A 22,886-nucleotide genomic window follows, 5' to 3' on the forward strand; every position below is an offset into this window, starting at 1 on the left:
TGACCTCTGCATTCCGCTATGAGTAGGCGCGATGGGCCAGCCATTCTTCAACGTCAGCTTGAGACTCTAGGGAACTTGCTTCGCCAGAAATCGGGTCATAGACATGCCACAGCATCTTTTGGGTGGTGCGATCGCAGTCTTGCCAGATGCGGGGTTGGAGCGATGCGAGGGATTCAGCGCTGGGCGCAGTCCATTTAATGTTCATGAAACAGCAGTCCTTCGGAAATCAAAAACGGATCACGAAACCAAGATGCAGCGTGGGTGAAGGGGCAGCATTGCGTCTGGACTGGCGCAGGTTGCCCGCGCGGTGGGCAAAGAACCCAACCAAAGCAAAAACTAACCCGTTGGCAAATAACCCTTAGGGAAGAGGCGATCGCCCCACAGGTGCTAGCCAACTAGTTTCACTGAGGAAAATAATACTGTGTTCTTAGATACAAAACAATGCGTTTGGGGAAAATCCCCCAGGGAGGTTCACCCAGTCGGATAGACGAGCGTGGGAACAACGAATGTCGTGATGACAAATAGGGATTGCGAACAGGGATTGCAAATGGCTTTACCAGATTTTGCCGAATCATGCTGAATCCTGCCGGATTATGCCGGACTATGCGGATGCGCGGTGGTTTGATTGGCCGATTCAGCTTGCATCTGTAAACAATGCTCATGAAACAATGCTCATGAAACAATGCTCGTTATCCGCGCCGTTCAACGACTCGCACGGGGGGTCTAATATAGAGAAAGATAAACTTATGTCGATGCTGCCTCGTCATTCTCTGCCATGCCTTCTCAAACCACCTCGTCTATTTTTGTCGAAAAGAAAAAGCTGTCGAAGCCGCCGCTGGAGCTACACTACCTGGGCGATCGCGTGCTGAGGCAGCCTGCCAAGCGCATTACCAAAGTGGACGACGAGGTGCGCCAACTGGCGCGGCAAATGCTGCAAACCATGTATAGCGAAGACGGCATTGGGCTGGCGGCTCCCCAGGTCGGGGTTCACAAGCAGCTCATCGTGATTGACATTCATCTGGATGAACCCAAGACCCCGCCGCTGGTGCTGATCAACCCCAGCATCACGCGCCAGAGCAGCAAAACCTGCGTGATTCAGGAGGGCTGTCTGAGCATTCCGGGCGTATTTCTGGACGTGACTCGCCCAGAAGAGGTTGAGGTGTCCTACAAAGACGAGATGGGCCGCCCGCAAAAGCTGGTGGCAAATGATCTGCTGGCGCGGGTCATTTTGCATGAAATGGATCACCTGAACGGCGTGATGTTTGTAGACCGTGTGGACAACGCCCTGGCGCTGAACCAAGAGCTAAGCAAGAATGGCTTTTCGGTGCAGGCTGTGAAGCCCGTTGCCTGAGTCCCGTCTCGATTGACTGCTGCTACCGTCCGCCCATCCCTCCGCCCTATGATGACTCCCAAAAGCGGCCTGTTTCTTGCAGGCTCCTGTATTGCGGCGATCGCCGCCATTGGTTCCATCTTCGAGCTGACCTCCAAAACCCCCCAACTGGGGACAGCGCCCACGGGCATTATTCTGGCGCTTAGCATTCCTCTAACGGTGCTGCTGTTTTTGGCGGCCGTCCGCGATGCCCGAGCAAACCAGTGACGGACTTTGTGCCCCAGGTCGCCTATCTGCGGCTATGTGCCCCGACGGACGCAGCTCAGGCAGATGTGGCATACCCCCTGCCGCTGACGCGAGAGGTGCGGCTGGGGCGCGATCCAGACTGCCAAATTGTGGTGGATTCGGCGGCCTACAGCGGGGTTTCCCGGTTTCATGCCTGTATCGAAGCCACGCCTGACCGAGTAGGCTGGCAACTCCGCGACCTGGAAAGCACGAACGGGACTTACCTGAATGGGCGACTCCTGCATCAGGCAGAGCGGTTGCGGGCGGGCGATCGCCTCTCCTTAGGCCAGCGCGGGCCGCAGTTTGTGTTTGAGCTGCGCCCGGTTCAGTCGGCAGATGATGCTTCGATCCCCGATGCCCGCCTGATTCCCACCGTGTCGAGCGACTTGCAGGCAGAGGCCGATGTGCCAGACCCGCCGGAAGATGCAGGGTTTGCTGATGAAGGCATCACCGTCAGTCAGTTGTTTCCCATTCTGTCCACGGGAACCGATCTGCTCCAGCGGGCTTACTTGGTGCCAGGAATCATCACCGTCAGCTTTGTGGTGCTGCTGTTTATTGCAGTAGGCAATCCGCCCGTGTTTAATGTCACACTGGCGACCTATCTGGCGATCGCCGCCTATTACGTGGTCTACCAGCTTTGCGGCAAGCCCAAACCCTTATGGTGGCTGTTGGGGGCGGCGCTGATGATGGTGGTGCTGCTGCTCAGCCCGGTGCTGAACCTGTTTATCTATGTGTTCCAAGACCTGTTGCCCGGAGACATTCCCGCCCGGTTTTCTGGCAATTTGCTGGTTTTGCTGGGGCAGATGTTCATCGGGGCAGGGCTGATGGAGGAACTGCTGAAGGCGATTCCGGTGCTGGTGGCCTGCGCGGTGGGTCTGGCGCTGCGATCGCCCTGGCGAGAGCGGTTGGGGGTCTGGGAACCGCTGGATGGTATCTTGCTGGGCACTGCTTCGGCCGTTGGCTTCACGCTGCTGGAAACGCTCGGACAATACGTGCCCAGCGTGATTCAGAACGTGAACATGCAGGGAGGCATCGGGCTGGGAGAAGTGTCGGGGCTGCAAATTTTGATTGCCCGCGTGCTGGGGTCAATCGCCGGACACATCGCCTATAGCGGTTATTTGGGCTATTTCATCGGCCTCAGCATGTTGAAGCCGGCCCACCGCTGGCGGACTCTGGGAACGGGCTATCTGACGGCCTCTGTGCTGCACGCGCTATGGAACGTCTGCGGCATTTTGAACCTATCGGCGCTGGCCATCGTCGGCAGCGTGTCCTATGCGTTTCTGATGGCAGCCATTCTTAAAGCCCGCAAACTCTCGCCCACGCGCCGTGAGAACTTTGCTACGCAACTGAGGCGGCGGGGGTAGGAGGGGTTGGCGTATTGGGGCGCTGGAGCGGGCTACCCTGTCGCTCTGCTACTCCGTCCTACCCGCCGCACTGGATGAATCGCGCCTTAGATGGCTCAAGCCTTGAATGGGTCAAACCTTGGATTGGTCGATAATATGGCGGGCGATCGCCAGACTGAGGCGGGCTTGCTCAATGCTGGAGAGGTCTTCCCAGGCTTCGGAGCGCACCGAGCGCAGCGCTCCCTCTAGCAGGTCGTTTTCGCCCTTGTCGCGCATGGCATAGGCAAAAGGACGCGCCAGCACGTACAGATCATCATCGCCCCACTCGGGCAGCACGTCGCGGACGCTGGCAACCAGTTGATCGGCCAGAGAGTTGGAAGAGGCGATCGCCATCTGCGCCTGCTGCACCAGCCGTTCCAGCAGTCCTTGCGGCATCCGGTCGGCAAACCGCTGAAACAGTCCGCTGAAAGAGGCGGTCGTCAGCACAGGTTGAGCCGCATTTTGAGCCGCATCCACCGTGGCCCACAGTTGGTCAAATTGCATGGAAAGGGACTGGGCATAGGAATCGAGCATGTCAGTCGGCCAACCCGCTGCCACTTCCTGCTCAAGCTGTTCAAAATAGCTAGATGCGGCAGGGTCTGCCGGATTCCAGGGGTAGGATGCATCCGCATCATCTAATACGACCTGGAGGAGTTCTAGCTCAGCCTGAGATCGAAAGGCAGAAAAGCAGGGACGGGTTGAATCGCTTGCCATGGTTCTTGCTCCTGAATGCGCCGGACAAGTGTTGTCTATGGTGACTTGTATTAAGTGGGTATCGAATGGGTTCGATAGGACTAGCTACAGACTCGGATGGGTCAGTTCCGTAATTGGCTGATAAGGAATTTGAAAATTTTGGCAGCGGGCTAAAGTGGAAATTTTGAAAGAGTATTATCCAGACAAATATAAACACAATAAACCCAGAAAGCCGTACCTGCTCTGGCCAAAGCGCAGCCAGGAGCCAAGCGTCACAGAGGCGGGGTGAGGTCATTGGGCACAAACTCTAGCTGAAATGTGCCAAATCGGAGGCGACTGTGGGGCTTGAGGGCGACCTCTTCCTGATGCACTTTTCGCCACTGGCCCTGTGGTTCCAGCAGAAACGTGCCAAAGCGAGAAAAGTCGCGCAGGACGTAAATCGGCTCTGCGCTAGCCGCCCCGACCGACCCGCGATAGAAAATCTCAGCGTGGCGACGAGAAACGCCGGGAGATTTAATCACCAGGTCATTGCCTTCCAAAAAGCCAACCCGCACCATGCCGCCGTAGATTGGCCAGGTTTGGTGGGGTGGCTCGACAGCGCGGAGGCAGGCAGAGGGAAACGGCACCTCGCCCCAGCTAGAGGGATTTTCGGGAATTTCCGTAACCCCTTCTGTCAGCGGTTTGACCAATTCGCCGTCAAATTCGGGATGCATGTAAAGGACGGGCAGGGTCCAGGCGATCTGGTTGAAGCGATAGAGCGTGAGCAAATGCTGGCGGGCGATCGCCACGGCCTCGTCGATGGGCGATCGCTCGGCCAGGGCCCGGGCAAATCGCTGGATAAAGCTGTGGGCTTCGTGTTCGGCAATGCGATCGCGCATCCCCAGCACCGCAGGTACGCCGTGATGAATCAGCACTTCGGCCAGGCTGCTGCGGGGAATGGGGCGATCGCCCTGCATTTCGGGCTGTGCGCCCCAGCAGGCGTTGAACACGGCCAGCTTGATGCGGCAGCGGGTTAGCACTTGCGCCAGCTCCGTCCCGTTCATCGTTGCATCGGGACGCAAGAAGAGCATTCCGCCATCTGGGCCAGGCATCCCGTGGCCAGAGTAAAACAGCACGTTGTACTGCTTGGTTTCTAGGTGAGACGTGAGTTCGGCGGCAGTCGGCTGCACCAGCGTTGTCACTTCGCAGGGCACAGGCGGCACAAAGCGATGAAACGCTTCTCCCTGAGTGACATCCTGAAGCAGCGCCGTCAGCGCGTCGGCCTCTTGCTGTAACTGGAGGCGAAAGTCGCTGGTGGAAAGGCTGCGGTCGGGTTCAGCGTCCTGTCCCTGCACTAGCAAGATCCGCAGCGAGTTTTCCTCGCGCAAGGCCGGCAGCGGATCGACTTCGTTGGTGGTGCGGCTAAACAAAAGCTGCTGGCTGAGGGCGATCGCCTGTCGTCCGGGCTGGGGCTGCATGATTTCCCAGGGCAGCGCCATTAGCTCAGGGTCACGAATCTCCAGCCGCAGCCGCAGCGATCGCCCCTGTCCCTGAGCAATGCCCTGGCTCTGGGCCAGGCTATTTTGGATGGAACCGTCAAACAACCACTGCCAGAGACTCACGCCCAAATGCTGCATCAGGCGACCCGCGTAGCCTGGTGTCGGGTCGTCGGGCTGGGGCGGCGGCAACACCACCGCCGGAATCCGGGGAACGGCGGGCAAATCTCGCAGACAAAACATGGACTGCCAGGCTTGCCAGATCTCGGTTAGCTCCGCTGGCCAGGCTCGGTCGTGATGCACGTAACCTGCCTGCGATGGAGCTTGTAGCACCCAAATCGCATAGTGGTCTGCGTCAGCAGCAGTAAGGCGGCGAATCGCAAGCCGCAGGCAGGGGTGATCAGACGAAAGCATGAAACCGAAAGTTTAAATGGCTAATTCAACAAAATCCATGACTGAAACCGAAATGCACCCAACGTTGTGTTGCAGAAGGCAAAGCTCTAAACGGGCGGTCAACGGGTTGAAGTTTGAATCCAAGCCCAACCTTCAAACAAACACACTGAATCAAACAAGAATCAAACAAACACACTGAATATAGTATTCCCAAACCTTTTCCAGGCTTCTGCGCCCTAAATCGTGCGATCGCCCATCCAGGCAATGCCATCCTACAAAGTCGATCGCGTAAGGCCGATCGTGACACTGCTGACGCTTATCCAGTGTATCGAGTAATTCACCGGGTTTTTCCTCTTTGTCCCCAGAAGACCAGATCTTTGGAGGTTAACCGACAGGAGGCGAGGCGGGTGGATCGCTGGGGGGCGTGGTAGGTTCAGCAGGCGGCACAACAGGCGGCGGACTAGGGGGTGGAGCAGGCAAATCGGGGGTTGGAGACGAAGAGACGCAAACGCCGCGCTGGGCATCGGTCGGCGTGGGGTTGGGCATCATCAGCGGACGGAGATCGCTCAGCGCCACCCAGCCTTCTTCTCCGGGAGGGGCGATCGCGCTTCGTTCAGGCAGTGGAGTATTGAACGTATCCGCTGCGGGTGGGGCTGGCAACTCGCGAATGGGCGATCCAATGGGCGATGCCGGGAGCGTCGGGTTGGCGCTCGAAGCGGAGCCATTGTCGGGCGCGATGGGCGGGGCGGCGGGGCTGGAAGTCGGCGAAGCCGCTGGTGTAGGGGCTACGGCTTGCTCCGTCGAACAGACCTTGAGTTTGATCCAGGCAGGAGCATCGGGAGGCCGGCGCTCTAGCACCATCAACACGCTACCAGGGGCGATCGCCAGACCTGCCGTTGCAGGGGATGCAGGGGAGGGGGATGCCGTGGGGCTGCCCTCGACTGTGGGGGGGGAAGGCAGCAGCACTAGCCCGGATATGTCACCGGGTGCGCCCTCGGCTGCTCGTCCGATCAGCAGAAACGCGCCGGGCTGAAGGGCGATCGCCGGGTCTTCTTCGGCAGGGGGGGATAGGGTGGGCGCAGGGGGAAACCCCGTCAAACTGGTCAGGCGATCGCGCATGAGCCAGTAGCCCAGCGCCCCCGCCCCCAGCAGCGCCAGGAGGGTCAGCAACAGCGGCAGGGGTCTTGGCTTGGCAGCAACGGGCGACACGACCTGCGTTTTGGGCAAAGCGGGCTCGCTGGGCTGCGGTGAGAGATTGGGGAGTGGTTTGGAGGCTTGCGCTGCTTGGGCGGAGGGAGAGCCGACGGGAGAAACGACAGCAGTGGAGGCGATCGCCGTCGGGGCTGGGGCGACTTCTACGCCAGGAAGTTGCGTCGGTGCAAGCTTGGTGGGCGACAGGCTGGGAAGCTGGACATGAACAATGCCAACGGTTACATTGTCATGACCATTTTGGGAATTCGCCAGATCTACGAGTCGCTGGGTGACGATTTCCAAATTGGCACGTCCGCCTAGCACCGGGAGCAGTTCCAAATCCCAATACTGTTCCACCCGATCATTGTCGCTCAGTCCGTCAGAACACAGCAAAAACAGACTGTCGTCATCCAGCACAAACCGCTGCACGTTGGCATGGAGCAAAGACGAACTGCCCATGCCTAGCGCCTGCACCAGAGAGCCAGAACTGGCGTGTTGCAGCGCCTCTCGATAGAAGCTATAGCCCATGCGAACTTCGCGCGAGGCCACGTCGTCATCCTGCGTAATCTGGTGACAGTTCCACGGGGTAATCCAGTAGGCGCGACTGTCCCCCACATGGGCCAGGTATAGCTCGTGCTCGCGCACCAGCGCCATGACCAGCGTAGTGCCCATGCGCTGTCGATCCTGGCGATGCTCTTCGTCGTTGCGCTGGCTAATCAGGTCATTGGCAGCGCAGGCGGCGGCTTCTAGCTCCTGCATCAAAGCCAAGGGACTGAGGCGGCTGAGGTCGCTGGACTGGAGGTGTTGCTGCACAGCGGCGATCGCCAGATTGGAGGCGACATCTCCCCCCTGATGCCCGCCAATGCCGTCGCACACAATCAGCAGCGGGGTGACCGTCGGGGTCAAAGCAAGCGTCTGGGCCGTGCCGCTAGGGGGATAGCACGCATCTTCATTGCGCTGGCGGCTGGGGCCTTGGTCGGTGCGGGTGGCAAGCGACACCTGGCGGGACGACGCTTGCGCCACCGTCCACAGCGCTTCGTCTAGCCGTTCAATCACCTGTTCTGAAGCATGAAGTTGCCCCCGGATCATGTCCTGGCAGAGCGCATCGAGATGGGGCGACACTTTTGCATGGGCAGAGGGCAACCACTGCTGCCACAGGCTGCCCAGGTCTGCCAGCGTCGGTTCAATGCCCGATGCGTCCAGTTGAAGCTCCATCAGGCGCACCAGTGGCCCCTCCACGCGCAGCAGATCCGGCATCAGCAAAGAGGAGACGACTTGTTCGGTGGCGAAGGGTTGCCACAGGTGCGCGATTTGCCAGAGCCAGTTGAGCTGGCGCAGCGCAGAGGATCGGGGCCAGAGGTCTGTGAGCGAGGGGAAAAGCTGGGGGTCGCTGGCAGGAGGGTCTGCATCGGACGGCGTGTTGGGCAGGTAAAGGGGCGATCGCTCTAGCAAGGCCAGCTTTTCGGGGCCACCTGCCGATTCCAGCCGCACCCAGTCATACACCTGGGGCACATGCAGCGCGTAGGGCGACAGCCGCAGGTAGGGCAGCAGGTCATCGGGAATCTGCTCCGTGGAAATTCCTGGCAGCAGCCCCGGCTTGGTATCTAGCAGCACTCGCCCGCCCTTGACCAGGTAGCGATTGGCCACTAGCTCATCTGTTCGACAGGACTCTGCCCCCGGGCCAATGGCCCAGAGGTATCGCTTAGTCAGCGGCGTTCTACACTTCTGGCAAAACTTGCTGCGCTCTGAATTGGGAGCCTGACAGGAATAGTTAGAGCAGTAGAGCATTCGCGGAGTGTGCGACCAGCAGCCAGTGAAAAACAGGATTCGGCTTTACTAGGATAACGTAGACCCCAGCCGAACACATCATTTCGCCGCATAACGCCCGTCCTGATGCCTTACCACGAATGCCGCTGCAATTTCAGGGCGATTACTACTAACCAATTGCCAGCAGAACTCAAGCTGAACCCGCCAAATTGAGTGGGAACTATCAGAAATTCCCAGACAGTGCCTAGACCTTGCCTAGACGTTGATATCGGCAGAAACTCTGGGCAGCCCAAGGCTATAGTTCCGCACGCGGCTTTGCAGGTTATAGGAGACTTTGCCGTCGTAGAGGAGCGATCGCACGAAATGCTCCAGGTCTGAACCAATCCGCCGCACGTTGTAATCCGTTAGATCTGCCCCGTTATACTGCGCGGTCAGTTCTTCAAATTTCTTATAAACCGCTTGCAGGGCTTCGTCGTTCCAGTTCAGCTCATTGTCTGGGTCAACGTCCAGCGTCAGCTTGTCAGCGCTGGGAACTAGCTCGTTGCCCTGAACCTCTGCTGAGAAAATCCGAATGTGCCGCGTGGTGGACTTGATTAACATAGTGCGATCGCCGCCCCAAAAAGTTCGCTACTCAAAGGTCTCTCAGATATTGTACAGGTCGCAGTCCAGGTCACATCCAGCGCAACGGGGGCTTCTGGAAGAATCTCTGTTTTGAATTTTGGATAGACCCGATAGCCAGTCTTCAATTCCCCAGATCTCGGACATTGGCTCTCGGATATTAAATCTCGGACATTCGCCAAAAAGCGGCCCTGCTATTGCAGAACCGCTTTCTAGGGGGCCGTGCAATGCGACACAGCCTGAAACTCTAAGCTAACTCATAGGCTAGCTCTAAGCTAAAGCAAAGCGCAAAATCATCAGTCCAGAAGTTCAGAGGCTCAAGACTCTAGCGAACCGTGCCTTCTAGATGAGCCGTGTCAATCGGCTTCATTAGATAAAGCTGGAGCATCTTCACGCCAATCGACAGAATGTGAGGCAGGCGCTTCAGGGTCTTTAGCGGCTTCGGCTCGTTCGATGCGGGCGCATTGACAATCTTCAGGTAGCTGGCGGCGGCTTCATCCATCAGCCGGAAGAAGTCAGGATGATCCACATTCAGCACCAGCGGAAACACGCGCCCCGCCGTGGCGTTCGTCTCGCGAATCACGTCGATGTCGTAGTCCCGCGCATTGATGCCCAGCGCCTTGTAAAAGTCAGACCGCTGCAAGTCGTTGAGATACATCGTCGCAAACACCGACAGCAGGAAGAACCGACACCACAGCCGCGCCTTCCAGTCATTCAAAATGCTGGGCTGCGCCTTCATGATTGCGTCGAAGAAGTCGCCGTGGCGATTCTCGTCTTGGCACCAGTTTTCAAAGAAGCTGAAGATCGGGTAGATGCGATTTTCGGGGTGGGCTTGCAAATGGCGGAAGATCTTGATGTACCGCCAGTAGCCAATTTTCTCTGATAGGTAGGTGGCGTAGAAAATGAACTTGGGCTTGAAGAAGGTGTAGCTGCGGCTCTTGGTCAAAAAGCCCAGGTCAAGCGACATATTAAAGTCTGACAGGGCCTTGTTCAAAAAGCCTGCGTGTCGTGCCTCATCCCGCGACATTAGCGTAAAGCACTCTGCCAGCACCGGGTTCTTGTCCTTCAGGCGACGACCCAACTCCTTGTAAAGCAGGAAGCCAGAGAACTCTGCTGTGCAGGAGCGCTCCAGAAACTCGATAAACAGTTGGCGGCTCTCGCCGTCGATGTGATCCCAGGACTGATTAAATTCTTCACTCCGTACGAAGTGATGACGGTTGTAGTCTGTGCGGAACTCTTCCAGGATTGCCCTCAGTTCATCCTCGTTCACGGAGATGTCCATCTTGGCCATCTCGTCGAAGTCGGTGGTATAGAAACGGGGGGTGAGAATGGTCTCTTTTGCCGGGACTTTCACGCCCGGACGCATTTCTTCAAAGCCAGGTTTCTTGAGGGAATCTACCATTGCCAGGTCTTATCAGATTGGATAACTCGGAGCTTTAATAATGACGATACGCAAACCGCGCAACGCATTGGGCCGCGTGTCTTTCAGTCTATCAGGACGACGTAACGGAAATGCGGGGGGCGTGTTAAGAGTTGCAACAGAAGATGTTGGAGTGTGGGGAGCGATTATCCCAATGCCCCAACTCCCAAGACCTGATTTAGTTTTCCGCTGCGGAAGCCTTCCAGATCCAGCGTCACGTAGACAAAACCGTAGCGCTGGAACTCTGCAACCAGAGTGGGCAGGTCGAGCGTTGCGACGCAGGTCTTGATGTCTTCAGCGGGCAGTTCGATGCGGGCGGTGTCACCTTCGGAGCGAACTCGCAGGGTTTTCAGCCCCAGGCTTCGCAGGTATCGTTCGGCGCGGCCGACTCGCTGGAGCTTGGTGATGGTGATTTCTTCGCCGTAGGGAAAGCGGGAACTGAGGCAGGGCTGGGCGGGCTTGTCCCACCAGGGCAGTCCCAGCATTCGGGAGAGTTCTCGGACTTCTAGCTTGGTGATGCCGACTTCGGCTAGGGGCGATCGCGCTCCCCGTTCTTTTGCCGCCTGAATGCCCGGTCGATAGTCCTGCAAGTCGTCGGCATTTACGCCATCGACGACATAGGGATAGCCGCGTTCTAGGGCGAGGGGCTTGAGCGTGTCGTGCAGTTCGCTCTTGCAAAAGTAGCAGCGGTTGACCGGGTTGGCGGTGTAGTTGGGGTTGTCCATTTCGTGGGTTTGCACAACTTCATGGGCGATGCCGATTTCCGCTGCCTGCACCCGTGCGTCTTCCAGGTCTTCGGGCAAGAGCGAGGGCGACTCGGCGGTGACGGCCAACGCGCGATCGCCCAACACGTCCCACGCCACCTTGGCCACCAGCGTACTGTCGATGCCGCCTGAGTAGGCAATCAGCGCCCGATCCATTTCTGCAAAGAGCGATCGCAACTGTTCCAGCTTTTCTGCCAGCATGAATCTCGCGTTATCCTCCCAACGCTGTCGTCTGTTTCCAGACTAGCGAATTTGAGGGGGAGTGATGGGGGATGGGGGGATGGGGAGATAGAGGGAGGCAGAAAGTGTAGTTTGGACAACATTTAAATCGGAGAGAATAGCGGGGAGAAAGGCAGATGTCACCTGGATTCCAAAGAAATGCCTAAAGCTACCCTCGATTCCTAAAAGCAGTCTCTAAAGTAGTACCTATGCGTACCCCCTAGCGTGATGAACACTCGCACATGCTCTTAACGATGATGTGTTTTTCAGGTGGGCTTTTGAATCTTTGGGAGGGATGAACATGGCAGATGCAGCTTTACCCGCAGCGTTGAGTGACTTGGAGGGACTGCAATCCACTGTCCGTCATCCCCTGGCGGTGCAGCGGATTCGGCGGCTGGTATGGAAATTGGCGATCGCCACGCTAATCCTCATGGCGATCGGCAGCGCTACCCGCGTCATGAATGCGGGGCTAGCCTGTCCCGACTGGCCCCTCTGCTACGGCACGCTAGTCCCCACCCAGCAGATGAATTTGCAGGTGTTTTTGGAATGGTTTCATCGGCTGGATGCCTCGCTGATTGGACTGTTGACGATGCTGCTGGTGGGCATGAGCCTGTGGTATCGCCGCTCGATTCCCCGCTGGCTGCCCTGGGCATCAGCCTTTGCTCTGTTGCTCGTGGTGTTTCAGGGCGTGCTGGGCGGGCTGACAGTTATTGAACTGTTGCGATTCGACATTGTGACCGCGCACTTGGGCACAGCGCTGGCGTTTTTCGTGACGCTGTTGGTGATGGGCGTAGCGCTCTTGCCGCACCAGGGGACGGGAACCGTTGGCAAGTTGCCCTGGTTCAGCCTTGCCGCTGCGCTGCTGGTTTATGTTCAAAGCCTTTCGGGGGCGCTGGTGGGGTCGCGCTGGGCGCTGCACCAATGTCTGGGCGGGTCGCAGCTTTGTGTCGTGATGAATACACACCTGCTGGGGGTGGTTCCGGCTAGTCTGTCGGTGTTGATTCTTGTGGGGCTGGCCTGGCGCACTCCGGCGCTGCATCCCAGCCTGCGGCGGCTGGCAAACTTGGCGCTGGGCTTTTTGGGGCTGCAAGTGCTGCTGGGTGTGGCTACCTATCGCCTGCACTTACAGGTCGAGCCGCTGACGGTGGCACACCAGATGATTGGCGCGTGTCTGCTGGGAACGCTGGTTTGCTTTACAGCCCTGGGATGGCGCGATCGCCCCGTCTCCGAGGTCAAGAGCGTTGCTGCTCAGGATTCGACCGATTCCCCTGAACCACCGCCGTCTGGCGCAGTGCCCGTTTAAGGAGGACAGACGTTCGACTTTAGATTTTGGATTTCCGATTTTGGTCTGGCTTGCCTCAAAGCGTCTAACGTCGCTGGGGCTTTGCGACAAAGCAACTCATTTTTCCGCAGATTTCGTCCGCAGATTTCGCAAATTCCGCAAATTTAATTTCTGCACATATACTCCCCGCGATATTCGCTCTGGTCAGGTTAGACCCGCTGCTTTTTTTAGGATGCTGCTAATGCAAGATACCGTTTGCACCGATTCCATCCGCCATCATCAAAATGTTTGGCAAGTCGTTCAGAGCTACTGGCAGCTCACCAAGCCCCGCATCATCATTCTGCTGCTGATTACCACCGCAGGCAGTATGTGGATCGCGGCCCACGGTGAGGTAGACCCCGTGCTGGCGCTGGTGACGCTGCTCAGCGGGGCCCTGGCCGCCGCCTCCGCCAATACGATTAACTGTCTTTACGACCGCGATATTGACTACGATATGGAGCGCACCCGCCATCGACCACTGCCGTCGGGCCGCATCCAGCCGCGAGATGCCCTGATTTTTGCGATCGCCCTCGCGCTTCTCTCCTTCACCCTGCTGACGGTGTTTGCCAACCTGCTGAGCGCCTGTCTGGCTATGTCCGGCATTGTTACCTACGTGCTGGTCTATACCCACTGGCTCAAGCGCCACAGCACGCAAAATATCGTTATCGGTGGTGCGGCGGGCGCAATTCCCCCGCTGGTGGGCTGGGCGGCGGTGACGGGCGAGCTAAGCTGGGCCGCCTGGGTGTTCTTCGCCATCATCTTCTTCTGGACACCGCCCCACTTCTGGGCGCTGGCGATGATGATTCAGAAGGACTACGAGAAAGTAGGCGTGCCGATGCTGCCCGTGGTGGAAGGTCAGGTTGCCACCGCCAAGCAAATCTGGATCTACACGCTGATTATGATTCCGGTGACGCTGCTGCTGGTGTTTCCCCTCGGCGTGATGGGGGCCGTGTATCTGGTGGCGGCGCTGGGACTGGCTGCGGTTTTCCTGAAGAAAGCCTGGGCCCTGCTCAAAAACCCGATGGACTATGACTCTGCGCGATCGCTCTTTAAGTACTCCATCTTTTATATGATGCTGCTCTGCGCGGGCATGGCGGTAGACAGCCTGCCGATTACACACCAGATTACTGGGCAAATTTCGGGGGCGATCGCCCAGCACGCTGCGTTTCTGAGCGAGATCGTGCCGCTATAGCGACGAATCACTCAGCCCGGTTCATTCCCTTAAACCGGGTTCCTAAAAAACCGCTGCCCACCGCTGCAAAATCGGGTTTACCACCTCCGGTGCTTCGTCCTGGGGACAATGCCCTAGCCCATCCAGGGGAATAAAATCCTGGACGCAGGGATAGTTGGCAAATTCTCGACCGAGGGCGATCGGCTCCCAGGGGTCTTCCGTGCCCCACAGTACCAGCACCGGACAGGTCACCTGGGGCAGCAGATCTTCCGCTAGGGGCCCCTGGGAATAGCGGATAAAAGCCAGAAACACATCCACGGCCCCCGGTTCAAACGCGGGCTTGAGTAGCAGATCCACCAGTTCATCGGTCACGGCATCCTTGCGGCCGTAGGCTTGCAGCAGCACCTTGCGAACCGTCTTAGGCTGGGCAATTTGCGAAAAGAAGAACTGCCCAATCGCCCGATTGCCCAGCACTTGTTGGAGCCACACCGAGCCAAATCGCCGATACCAAGGCAAGGTCGCCCGCTTGCGGTCATGCAGCATCCGCAGCGAACAGTCCAGCATGGCCACGCCGCGCACCCATTCTGGCTCCAGCACAGCCGCCTGCAACGCCGCCACACAGCCAATCGAATTGCCCACCAGCAGCGCTGGTTCGCCGATTACCTCGTGGCAAAAATCGAGCAACTGCTGTCCCCAGGTTTCAAACGTGTATTGAATGGCCTCCCCCGGCGCGGGCTTGGCAGAATAGCCAAAGCCAATCAGGTCAATGGCAAACACCCGGTTCGTGTCAGCCAGAACCGGGAGATTTTTGCGCCAGTGGTCGCTGGACGCGCCAAAGCCATGCACCAGCAGCATCGGGACACCCGTTTCGCCCGCTTGCTGATAGCGGATCGGGAAGCTGCGCCATTGCCAGGTGTGGGTAGAGACGGGGTGGGTTTGGGTGAGGGGCATGGTGGGGAAGGGGGAAGAGGGAAGAACGAAGAGGGAAGAACGAAGAGGGAAGAGCGAAGAGGGAAGAGCGAAGAAATGCTCCGGGGTGGGCTTGCGGTTGTGTTGTGGCGGTAGGGTTGGGTGTTGGCTTTGTTTGAGGCGACGGACTGTGAATTTTTGTAAATGCTGTCCTGATCATATATCAGTCGAAGAGGGGCCGGGAAGATTGGGAAACCCGAAAGCTCTTGTTAGACGTTTGCTCAACTCAGTTTACGTCAACCCTTTGGCGCAATTTGCTGACCCGGACTGCTGCTTTTCCTAGGCGATCGCCCTCTGTACCAAGTTCAAATTAAGCTCCAGTTTCGCAGCGCGGGGATGCCGCGAAAGATGAGTGCTGGGTCACGATGAATGCGGGCAGCGAGGGCTGGGTTTTGTTGAGAGAGCGCCTGGTGGAGCAGGGCGGAGTCGCCGCCTGTGAGGGCGATCGCCCCTTCTGGTTCCTGCAACAGCCAATCGCAGGCAAAGTCTTGGAGGCTAGCCAGCAGCGTGTAGAGAATGCCGGAGCGGATGGCGGTGGGCGTGTCGGTGGCCCAGCGCGGTGGCAGCAGGTTTAGATCTGGCTGGAGCGCGACGAGCGGCAGAGCAGCCGTGTCCTGGGCGAGGGCTTGCTGCTGGAGCCGCAGACCCGGCAGAATCGCGCCGCCCAGTAGGGTGTTTGCTCGGTCGGCAGCGGTGAAGGTGAGGGCTGTTCCAGCATCGATTACTAGCACGGGTGCGCCCAGGGAACAGATTGCTCCCCAGAGGGTTAGGGCGCGATCGATGCCGAGGGTGGGATACATCTTGGCTAGGGGCACGTCTGCCAAGGTAAGGATCTGCTGGGCGGGATACTGCTGCCAGAGGTCTGTCTGCGCGGGCACAACGGAGGCGATCGCCAATGGAACAGGCGCTTGCAATGAAACCTCGCTTGCAATTGACAACCCGGCAGACGCAGGATCGGCAGCAAATTGGGCGATCGCCGCCGCTGTCCAATAGTCTGAATCCCAGTTGTGTAGCAGTCTGCTATCTGAGAAAGCGGCCCAATGAAGCCGCGAGTTGCCAATTGCAAGAGCCAACCAGAGAGACATGAGGGGTTGGAGGTTAGGGGTTAGGGCTGAGCAGCAGCTTGGTCAAAGCGTGTTTTGATGCTAGTAGGACTTACGCAGTTGGACAATTTCTCGCGGGCTGCGCCCGCGAGGAATTGTCCAAAATCCAGAGAGCTTATCGCAAGTGCGTAAGTCCTGGCTGGATTTTAGATTGTAGATTTTGGAGCGATCGCCGCAACAAAAAAGGTGCGACCGAAGCCGCACCTCTGCGAAGGAGATATCAAGGATGAAACGTGAAAGACCGTAGCAGACCAACCACCCAAGTTGCTTTCGCAAACTCTGGCTCGGTTGACCTACATCAGACCCAGTTGGGACAGGATGCCCTGACCCGTCAACAGTTCCGTAGCCAGACCAATCACAAAGCCCAGCATTGCCAGACGACCGTTCCAGGTTTCCGCAAACTGAGTAAAGCCAAACTTGGATTCTTGGGTTTGCATAGCTCAAAGACCTCTTTAGGTTGTCTTTAGGTTGTACTTGTACATTAACATAACTTAAGAAAAAGCAGCAATAAAACTACATATTTGAGTATTTATGGTGGGGGGGGTGGTCTATCTATGGGGGAGGAAGGAAGAGGGAAGAACGAAGAGGGGAGAGTTGGGTAGGGTGGGTGATGGGGTTTTCTGAAGGCTGCTTGTGTGCGGTGGGGTTTGGTTACTTTTTTGGGGATGTCTTGAAGGCAGGGTCGGTATAAAGAGTTTCCGGGCGTGGCAACTCAGGAAATAATGATTGAGCAGGGCTATGGAATTCTCTTTATGCGTCCCGGTTCGTCTGATCTTGACGATAGCAATCTGCCATTGTGCGATCGCCTTTCCCAGCGCATTGTCGCTGATCCGCAGCGGCGTATCTCGTTTGCTGAGTTTATGGCGATCGCCCTCTACGACCCGGACTATGGCTATTACGCCACACCCAGCCCACGGATCGGCGCAGCGGGAGATTTCTATACCTCGCCCCATCTCGACGCAGCGTTTGGGGAACTGCTGGCAGAACAGTTTGCCGAACTGTGGCATCTGCTAGGCGCTCCGCATCCCTTTACGCTGGTGGAAATGGGCGCAGGACAAGGGATTTTGGCGGTGGATGTGCTGCGCTATCTCTATCGAGAGCATTACGCCTGCTTTGAAGCCGTGGATTATGTGATTGTGGAAATTTCGGCGGCGATGCGGGCAGAGCAGCAGCATCAGCTCAAGCCTTTGGCAGACTCTGGCCAGGTGCGCTGGTGCAGATGGGAAGAGATGCCGCCCGATTCTGTGACGGGCTGCTTTTTCTCAAACGAACTGGTGGATGCGTTTCCGGTGCATCAGGTGGCGATCGCCCAAGGGCAACTCCAGGAAATCTACGTTACCCTTGCGCCAGAGGAAGCCGCAGACGCGACCCCGCGCTTTATCGAGACGCTGGGCGACCTCTCTACGCTAAGACTAGCGGAGTATTTTGAGCTAGTGGGAGTGGATCTGTTGTCGGAGCGCTATCCCGACGGCTATCGCACCGAGGTCAACCTGGCGGCGCTGGACTGGATGCAAACGGTGGCAGATCGGCTGCATCGCGGCTATGTCCTCACCATCGACTACGGCTATCCGGCGCAGCGCTACTACAGCCCCACCCGCACCACAGGCACGCTCCAGTGCTATTACCAACACGCACACCATTCCAATCCCTACCTGCACATTGGGCGACAAGACCTGACGGCGCACGTCGATTTCACAGCGCTGGAGCGACAGGGCGATCGCTGCGGGTTGGATACGCTGGGATTTGTCCCGCAGGGCTTGTTTCTGATGGCTCTGGGGCTGGGTGATCGCCTGGCAGCCCTCTCCCATCCTGAACCGGGAACCGAGGCGAACCTGGCAGAAATACTGCAACAGCGCGATCGCCTGCAATCGCTAATTGACCCGCTGCGGCTGGGCAACTTTGGCGTGCTAGTGCAAGGCAAGGGGATTAACGCGGCTGCACTACCCAAAGGCTTGCAAACACCGACCCAGTTGGGAGTGGTTTAGAAGCCGTCTAAAATCAGGAATAACTGAAGTCTTTGAACTCTCTACAAACGCTCTCCAGAACTGTCGGCATCGCGGGAATATCGGCAGGATCTGCCGCTTCACTTCATCATCCTATAAGTTTCTTGCTGGGCTATCTATCGAAATATTTCTGGGTTTTTTACAAAGAGTAATGCTGCTTGCTCTGTGGAATTCAGGTTGGGGTTTCCCAACTCTGTCAGCTAGGCTAATTGAAGATAAACCATGACAGAAGACATTCCTTTCAGAAATCAGCTTTCTTCCGAAAACATCGCCTCTAGAAAGCCGGCCGATCCATTGCTTGCTGCTTGTCCGCCACCTGCTGGCGATTCCTTTTTGCTGCCACCGATTACTGCCGTGGCCCAAACCCTGGTGGTCGAGGCCGTGCGCCTCATGCACGAGGCTGAATCGGTCTACATTGCCGTCTTGCAGCAAGGGCAACTGCTGGGTCTGTTCACGGCTCAGGATTTGGTTCGGGCGATCGCCCAAGGCATCGACCTGAGTGCGACGCAGATTGGCGACCTAGTGCAGCGATCGCCCGTGGTCATCACAGAGGCCGAATGGAACGCGCTGGTTTCTACATCACCGCCGCCTCGTGCTGACCATGTAGCCGTAACGGACTCGGACGGACAACTCCTGGGCGTGGTAACCCTGAATTTGCCTACGGGAACTGCCCAGGAGCCACAGAGCTACTATCGCCAACTCGTAGACCATTCGCCCAACCCCATTTTTTGGGTCAACCGGGCGGGGCTGATTCTCAACTGGAATCCTGCCTGTGAGCGGATGTTTCAGTATGGGCAGACGATGCTGGGGCGATCGCTGCAAGACCTGATGCCCAGCCCAGCGCTGTGGAACGCTGTGCAGACGATGGTGGAGCAAGTCTTTGAAGGCCAGTCGTTTGCCAATGTAGAGCTAACCTTCCAGTGTCAGGATGGCACCGAATGCCTGATGCTGACGCGACTCTATCCGCTGGTTGACAATCAAGGGCAGATTGAAGCCTGTGTTTTTGCCAATACTGACATCACCGAATACAAACGACTGGCGATCGCCCTCCGGCGGCGCGAAAAGGATTTGTCCGATGCTCAGCGGCTCGCCTGCTTGGGCAGTTGGGAATACGACGTGCAGACGCAAACGGTGAGATGGTCAGAGCAAACCTATCGCATTTTTGGGCTTGACCCGGCGCAATCGCCGACCTATCGCACCCTGCGAAGACTCATTCATCCAGCAGATGTGCGGTCGTTTGAGCAATTTGTGAAGCGGGCGATCGCCACGGGCGCTGCCTACGATCACAAAATGCGGATCGTCCTGCCGGATGGCTCGATTCGCCACCTCCACAACCGGGGGCAGGCCATTGTGGAGCAGGGACGGACGGTGCGCCTGTTTGGCACCACGCAGGACATTACTGAGCGCAAGCAGGCAGAACAGCGCCTCCAGCAGCAAACCCAGCGCGAACGGCTGATTGCCCAAATTGCCCAGCGCATTCGCCAATCGCTGGATTCATCCGAGGTGCTGTCTACAACGGTGGAGGAGGTGCGTCAGTTTTTGCAGGCCGATCGTGTGATGATTTACCAGTTTCATCCCGACTGGAGCGGGCGCGTGGTGGTGGAATCGGTCGGTCGAGCAGACTGGACCCTGTGCGATCGCGTCATCGACGATCCCTGCTTTCGAGAAAACTGGCTAGAGCGCTATCAGCAAGGGCGCGTGCGGGCGATCGATAACGTCTACACCGATGACATCGCGCCCTGCCATCGCGACTTTCTGCTGCAATTCCAGGTCACTGCCAACTTAGCTGTGCCGATTCTGGTGCAAAAACAGCTTTGGGGGCTGCTGCTGGTGCATCAGTGCTGCGATCCGCGCCAGTGGCAAGTTTGGGAGTGTGAGTTGCTGCTGCAACTGGCTAATCAAGTCGGCATTGCGATTCAACAATCTGAACTCTACCATCAGGTGCAGCAACTCAACCAAAGCCTATTGGCCCAGGTGCAGCAGCAGACTGCTCAGTTGAAAAAAGCACTCGACTTTGAGAAATTGCTCAAGCGCATTACTGACAAGGTACGCGATAGCCTTGATGAAGACGTAATTTTGCAAAAGGTGGTGCAAGAGCTGGGCACAGGGCTAGGAGTCAGCATTTGCGATACGGGACTTTACGACCTAGAGCAAAATGTCTCCATCATTCAGCACGAGTATGTTGCACCGAATATCCCGTCTAGACATGCCAGCATCGTGTCAATCAGAGATTATGCAGACCTGTATGAGCAACTCTTTCAGAGGCAGATCGTTCACTTTTGCTGGCATATCCTGCCCCACGCATCCGCAGGCGATTTTCCAGAAAACCAAAACGCAAAGCTGATTCTGCGAGACATAGACCAGCCTTTTACAGTGTTGGCATGTCTGCTTCGAGACAATCAGAATTTATTGGGAGATTTATGGCTTTATCGGGCAGGGAATGAGCCGTTTGAGGACAGAGAAATTCGCCTGGTGGAACAGGTTGCAAATCAATGTGCGATCGCCATTCGACAAGCCAGACTCTATCAAGCGGCCCGAAATCAGGTTGAGAAGTTGGAACAGTTGAATGAACTGAAGGATAACTTCCTGAGCAGCGTTTCGCATGAGCTACGAACCCCGATGGCGAACGTGAAGATGTCGTCTCAGATGCTAGAACTGAGCCTGCGTCAGCTTGGTCTTTTCGACAACCCGGATCTCCACCACATTCACCGCTATTTCCAAATTTTGAAAGATGAATGTCAGCGAGAGCTAAAGCTAATTAACGACCTCCTGGATTTATCTCGACTCGATGCTGGCATGGAGCCACTATTGCTCACAAGCATTCATTTATGTGACTGGGTGGCACATATTGCGGAACCGTTTCTGGAACGGACTCGCACTCGAAACCAGCATTTGAGTTTGAATGTCTCAGCAAACCTTCCGCCGATGCGGACAGATGCCTCCTATCTCAGTCGAATTCTGGGTGAGCTGCTGAATAATGCCTGCAAGTACACCCCCGATCAAGGAACGATTCAGGTCATGATTGGCGAATATACCGCTGAATACTTGAGGATTGTCATCACGAATACGGGTGTAGAGATTCCCACCTCAGAGCAGGATCGCGTATTTGAACGTTTTTATCGCGTTCCCAGCAACGATCCCTGGAAGCACGAAGGAACAGGATTGGGATTGGCTCTGGTCAAGAAGCTGGTCGAGCGGTTGGGTGGGGCGATCGCCCTGGAAAGCCACGATAACTTTGTGCGCTTTACGCTGACGCTACCCGTTGCGCTGCACGACTCGCAAACCCTGTTCGCCGACTAACCCCGTGACCGTTCCGCCCTGCTCTAGCACTGCCTTGAGCAATTGCAGCGCCCCTCTAGAAATGCGTTCGCCTGGAATTAGCAGCGGAATGCCCGGCGGATAGGGACACACGGTTTCCGCAGAGAGGCGATCGCCCGCTTGCTCTAGCGCCACGACCTCGCTGTTGGCCAGAAACGCAGCACGAGGCGACTGCGATTGTTCAACCTCGATTGCGTTCCAGGGAAAGCCCGCTCCGACCCGTTTGAACTCTCCGGCAGCCAGCCCGTCGGCAGGCTGAACCGTCTGGGCCAAGGCTCGAAAGCCTGCAACCAGTTGCTCGATATCCGCTAGCGTGTTGCCCAGGCTGAGGATGAAGCTGAGATGCGTCAGACCCGGCAGTTCTGCGGTTACGCCCAATTGTGTATGCAGGATTTCGTCTGCGGCAAAGCCCGACAGCCCTAGCCCGCTTACGTCTACGGTTAACCGAGTGGGGTCGAGGGCGATGAATCCGGGCGTGCAGGCATGGGCAGCCGTGAGCAGGCGCAGACCGGGAAGTTGGGCAAGCTGGGTGCGGGCGATCGCCGCCAGGTCGAGGGTGTGCTGCATCAGGTCTGGGCCCTGCTGGGCCAGTTGCCAGCGGGCGGCATCCAGCGAGGCCAGCAGCAAATAGCTGGGGCTGGTGGACTGCACCAATCGCAGGGCGCGGCTGAGGCGGCTAGGATCGACGCGATCGCCCCGGCAGTGGAGCATCGAGGCCTGGGTCATTGCGCCCAGCACTTTGTGGGTGGATTGCACGACAATATCCGCCCCTGCTGCCAGCGACGGCGTGGGGAAGTCGGGATGAAAGGCAAAATGTGCACCGTGGGCTTCGTCTACGATCAGCGGAATGCCGCGCTGATGGGCGAGTTGGGCGATCGCCCCGATATCTCCACAGGCTCCGTAGTAGGTCGGGTAGATCAGCATCACCGCCGTTGCGTCGGGATGTTGCGCCAGGGCAGTGGCGATCGCGCCGGGAGAAACGCCGTGGGCAATGCCCCAGTCGGGGTCATAGTCCGGTTGCACAAAGACAGGCATCGCGCCAGAGAGAACCAGGGCCGCGATCGCCGCTTGGTGGCAGTTCCTTGGCAAAATCAGAGTGTCGCCGGGGCCGCAGGTGGCCAGCACCGCCGCCTCGATGCCGCAGGTCGAGCCGTTCGCCAAAAACCAGGTCTGGGCTGCGCCAAACAGGTCGGCGGCCAACTCCTGCGCCTGCAAAATCGCGCCCTCTGGAGCAAACAGGTTGTCCAACTCCGGCAGTTCAGGTAGATCCGCTAGGAAGGGGCGATCGCCCAGCAGTTCCCGCATTGGCGCTGGAATGCCCTGGCCGCGCTTGTGCCCTGGCGTATAAAACGGCGCGTGGGCCCGTTGGGCACAGTCTCGCAGGGCTTCCAAGAGCGGCAAATGCTGCTGATGCATAGCCTGCCCGATATCCCGATCCAAGCCTTGCTCCAAGCTCCGATCCAT

General features: G+C 57.6%; 18 protein-coding genes. 7 read left to right on the forward strand and 11 right to left on the reverse strand.

What is annotated here, in order from left to right; all coding sequences use genetic code 11:
- Positions 1-16 precede the first annotated feature (16 nt).
- Positions 17-205, reverse strand: a complete 189-nt coding sequence (locus JTM80_RS04920) for a hypothetical protein (RefSeq protein WP_172354729.1) — start codon at positions 203-205, stop codon at positions 17-19.
- A gap of 570 nt (positions 206-775) precedes the next feature.
- Between JTM80_RS04920 and def the strand changes: the two genes are divergently transcribed.
- From def to JTM80_RS04935, 3 genes are read left to right on the forward strand one after another with little or no spacing between them, the layout of a single operon-like run.
- On the forward strand, positions 776-1,351 hold the full coding sequence (gene def, locus JTM80_RS04925; protein WP_172354727.1) for a peptide deformylase: 576 nt from the start codon (positions 776-778) through the stop codon (positions 1,349-1,351).
- Between the two features lie 51 nt (positions 1,352-1,402).
- The gene (locus JTM80_RS04930; protein WP_172358839.1) at positions 1,403-1,597 is read left to right on the forward strand and encodes a hypothetical protein; all 195 of its coding nucleotides are present in this window, start codon (positions 1,403-1,405) and stop codon (positions 1,595-1,597) included.
- Positions 1,594-2,979, forward strand: a complete 1,386-nt coding sequence (locus JTM80_RS04935) for a PrsW family glutamic-type intramembrane protease (protein ID WP_225906762.1) — start codon at positions 1,594-1,596, stop codon at positions 2,977-2,979. Before JTM80_RS04930 ends, JTM80_RS04935 begins: the two co-directional genes overlap by 4 nt.
- Positions 2,980-3,090: 111 nt before the next feature.
- Here the strand turns inward: JTM80_RS04935 and JTM80_RS04940 are convergent, their stop codons facing one another.
- From JTM80_RS04940 to larE, 6 genes are all read right to left on the reverse strand, one after another.
- On the reverse strand, positions 3,091-3,711 hold the full coding sequence (locus tag JTM80_RS04940; RefSeq protein ID WP_172354723.1) for a hypothetical protein: 621 nt from the start codon (positions 3,709-3,711) through the stop codon (positions 3,091-3,093).
- Between the two features lie 251 nt (positions 3,712-3,962).
- Entirely contained in the window at positions 3,963-5,579 is a 1,617-nt protein-coding gene (locus tag JTM80_RS04945; RefSeq protein ID WP_172354721.1) for a CHAT domain-containing protein, read from the reverse strand.
- Between the two features lie 363 nt (positions 5,580-5,942).
- The gene (locus JTM80_RS04950; RefSeq protein WP_172354719.1) at positions 5,943-8,537 is read right to left on the reverse strand and encodes a protein phosphatase 2C domain-containing protein; all 2,595 of its coding nucleotides are present in this window, start codon (positions 8,535-8,537) and stop codon (positions 5,943-5,945) included.
- A 234-nt stretch (positions 8,538-8,771) separates the two neighbouring features.
- Positions 8,772-9,116 carry an NAD(P)H-quinone oxidoreductase subunit M gene (locus tag JTM80_RS04955; RefSeq protein WP_172354717.1) on the reverse strand — a complete coding sequence of 115 codons (345 nt, stop codon included), beginning with the start codon at positions 9,114-9,116 and terminating at the stop codon, positions 8,772-8,774.
- Positions 9,117-9,459: 343 nt separating this feature from the next.
- Entirely contained in the window at positions 9,460-10,536 is a 1,077-nt protein-coding gene (gene acsF / locus JTM80_RS04960) for a magnesium-protoporphyrin IX monomethyl ester (oxidative) cyclase (protein WP_172354715.1), read from the reverse strand.
- A gap of 164 nt (positions 10,537-10,700) precedes the next feature.
- On the reverse strand, positions 10,701-11,519 hold the full coding sequence (gene larE, locus JTM80_RS04965; protein ID WP_172354713.1) for an ATP-dependent sacrificial sulfur transferase LarE: 819 nt from the start codon (positions 11,517-11,519) through the stop codon (positions 10,701-10,703).
- Positions 11,520-11,832: 313 nt separating this feature from the next.
- On the opposite strand from larE, the gene JTM80_RS04970 reads away from it, so the two are divergent.
- Both JTM80_RS04970 and JTM80_RS04975 read left to right on the forward strand, forming a co-directional pair.
- Positions 11,833-12,840 (forward strand): heme A synthase, encoded by a 1,008-nt coding sequence (locus tag JTM80_RS04970; protein WP_225906763.1) that lies wholly within the window; start codon positions 11,833-11,835, stop codon positions 12,838-12,840.
- Positions 12,841-13,060: 220 nt separating this feature from the next.
- Positions 13,061-14,050 (forward strand): heme o synthase, encoded by a 990-nt coding sequence (locus JTM80_RS04975; RefSeq protein ID WP_172354709.1) that lies wholly within the window; start codon positions 13,061-13,063, stop codon positions 14,048-14,050.
- 42 nt (positions 14,051-14,092) lie between these two features.
- Here JTM80_RS04975 and JTM80_RS04980 read toward each other — a convergent pair whose 3' ends face one another.
- The 3 genes from JTM80_RS04980 to JTM80_RS04990 all read right to left on the reverse strand — a co-directional run bounded on the left by JTM80_RS04980 (position 14,093) and on the right by JTM80_RS04990 (position 16,538).
- Positions 14,093-14,980, reverse strand: a complete 888-nt coding sequence (locus JTM80_RS04980; protein WP_172354707.1) for an alpha/beta fold hydrolase — start codon at positions 14,978-14,980, stop codon at positions 14,093-14,095.
- Positions 14,981-15,303: 323 nt separating this feature from the next.
- Positions 15,304-16,083: a pantothenate kinase gene (locus JTM80_RS04985; protein WP_172354705.1), complete on the reverse strand. Its 780-nt coding sequence runs from the start codon at positions 16,081-16,083 to the stop codon at positions 15,304-15,306.
- A gap of 311 nt (positions 16,084-16,394) precedes the next feature.
- Positions 16,395-16,538, reverse strand: a complete 144-nt coding sequence (locus JTM80_RS04990; protein WP_068507618.1) for a chlorophyll a/b-binding protein — start codon at positions 16,536-16,538, stop codon at positions 16,395-16,397.
- 315 nt (positions 16,539-16,853) lie between these two features.
- Here JTM80_RS04990 and JTM80_RS04995 point away from each other — a divergent pair, with 315 nt between their 5' ends.
- Together JTM80_RS04995 and JTM80_RS05000 are read left to right on the forward strand one after the other, a co-directional pair.
- Positions 16,854-18,086, forward strand: a complete 1,233-nt coding sequence (locus JTM80_RS04995; protein ID WP_172358838.1) for a class I SAM-dependent methyltransferase — start codon at positions 16,854-16,856, stop codon at positions 18,084-18,086.
- A gap of 240 nt (positions 18,087-18,326) precedes the next feature.
- Positions 18,327-21,404 carry a GAF domain-containing protein gene (locus tag JTM80_RS05000; RefSeq protein ID WP_205370712.1) on the forward strand — a complete coding sequence of 1,026 codons (3,078 nt, stop codon included), beginning with the start codon at positions 18,327-18,329 and terminating at the stop codon, positions 21,402-21,404.
- Here the strand turns inward: JTM80_RS05000 and JTM80_RS05005 are convergent.
- The gene (locus JTM80_RS05005) at positions 21,360-22,886 is read right to left on the reverse strand and encodes an aminotransferase class I/II-fold pyridoxal phosphate-dependent enzyme (protein ID WP_225906764.1); all 1,527 of its coding nucleotides are present in this window, start codon (positions 22,884-22,886) and stop codon (positions 21,360-21,362) included. The two genes, JTM80_RS05000 and JTM80_RS05005, sit on opposite strands and share 45 nt — an antisense overlap.

The sequence above is a fragment of the Thermoleptolyngbya sp. PKUAC-SCTB121 genome, from assembly GCF_016919485.1.
Classification (GTDB): Bacteria; Cyanobacteriota; Cyanobacteriia; order Elainellales; family Elainellaceae; genus Thermoleptolyngbya; species Thermoleptolyngbya sichuanensis.

Bases quoted from the DNA above. Each gene is read 5' to 3' on its own strand.
- JTM80_RS04920 (WP_172354729.1), bottom strand. From the start codon at position 205: ATGAACATTAAATGGACTGCGCCCAGCGCTGAATCCCTCGCATCGCTC.
- def (WP_172354727.1), top strand. From the start codon at position 776: ATGCCTTCTCAAACCACCTCGTCTATTTTTGTCGAAAAGAAAAAGCTG.
- JTM80_RS04930 (WP_172358839.1), top strand. From the start codon at position 1,403: ATGACTCCCAAAAGCGGCCTGTTTCTTGCAGGCTCCTGTATTGCGGCG.
- JTM80_RS04940 (WP_172354723.1), bottom strand. From the start codon at position 3,711: ATGGCAAGCGATTCAACCCGTCCCTGCTTTTCTGCCTTTCGATCTCAG.
- JTM80_RS04945 (WP_172354721.1), bottom strand. From the start codon at position 5,579: ATGCTTTCGTCTGATCACCCCTGCCTGCGGCTTGCGATTCGCCGCCTT.
- JTM80_RS04950 (WP_172354719.1), bottom strand. From the start codon at position 8,537: ATGCTCTACTGCTCTAACTATTCCTGTCAGGCTCCCAATTCAGAGCGC.
- JTM80_RS04955 (WP_172354717.1), bottom strand. From the start codon at position 9,116: ATGTTAATCAAGTCCACCACGCGGCACATTCGGATTTTCTCAGCAGAG.
- acsF (WP_172354715.1), bottom strand. From the start codon at position 10,536: ATGGTAGATTCCCTCAAGAAACCTGGCTTTGAAGAAATGCGTCCGGGC.
- larE (WP_172354713.1), bottom strand. From the start codon at position 11,519: ATGCTGGCAGAAAAGCTGGAACAGTTGCGATCGCTCTTTGCAGAAATG.
- JTM80_RS04970 (WP_225906763.1), top strand. From the start codon at position 11,833: ATGAACATGGCAGATGCAGCTTTACCCGCAGCGTTGAGTGACTTGGAG.
- JTM80_RS04975 (WP_172354709.1), top strand. From the start codon at position 13,061: ATGCAAGATACCGTTTGCACCGATTCCATCCGCCATCATCAAAATGTT.
- JTM80_RS04980 (WP_172354707.1), bottom strand. From the start codon at position 14,980: ATGCCCCTCACCCAAACCCACCCCGTCTCTACCCACACCTGGCAATGG.
- JTM80_RS04985 (WP_172354705.1), bottom strand. From the start codon at position 16,083: ATGTCTCTCTGGTTGGCTCTTGCAATTGGCAACTCGCGGCTTCATTGG.
- JTM80_RS04990 (WP_068507618.1), bottom strand. From the start codon at position 16,538: ATGCAAACCCAAGAATCCAAGTTTGGCTTTACTCAGTTTGCGGAAACC.
- JTM80_RS04995 (WP_172358838.1), top strand. From the start codon at position 16,854: ATGCGTCCCGGTTCGTCTGATCTTGACGATAGCAATCTGCCATTGTGC.
- JTM80_RS05000 (WP_205370712.1), top strand. From the start codon at position 18,327: ATGACAGAAGACATTCCTTTCAGAAATCAGCTTTCTTCCGAAAACATC.
- JTM80_RS05005 (WP_225906764.1), bottom strand. From the start codon at position 22,886: ATGGATCGGAGCTTGGAGCAAGGCTTGGATCGGGATATCGGGCAGGCT.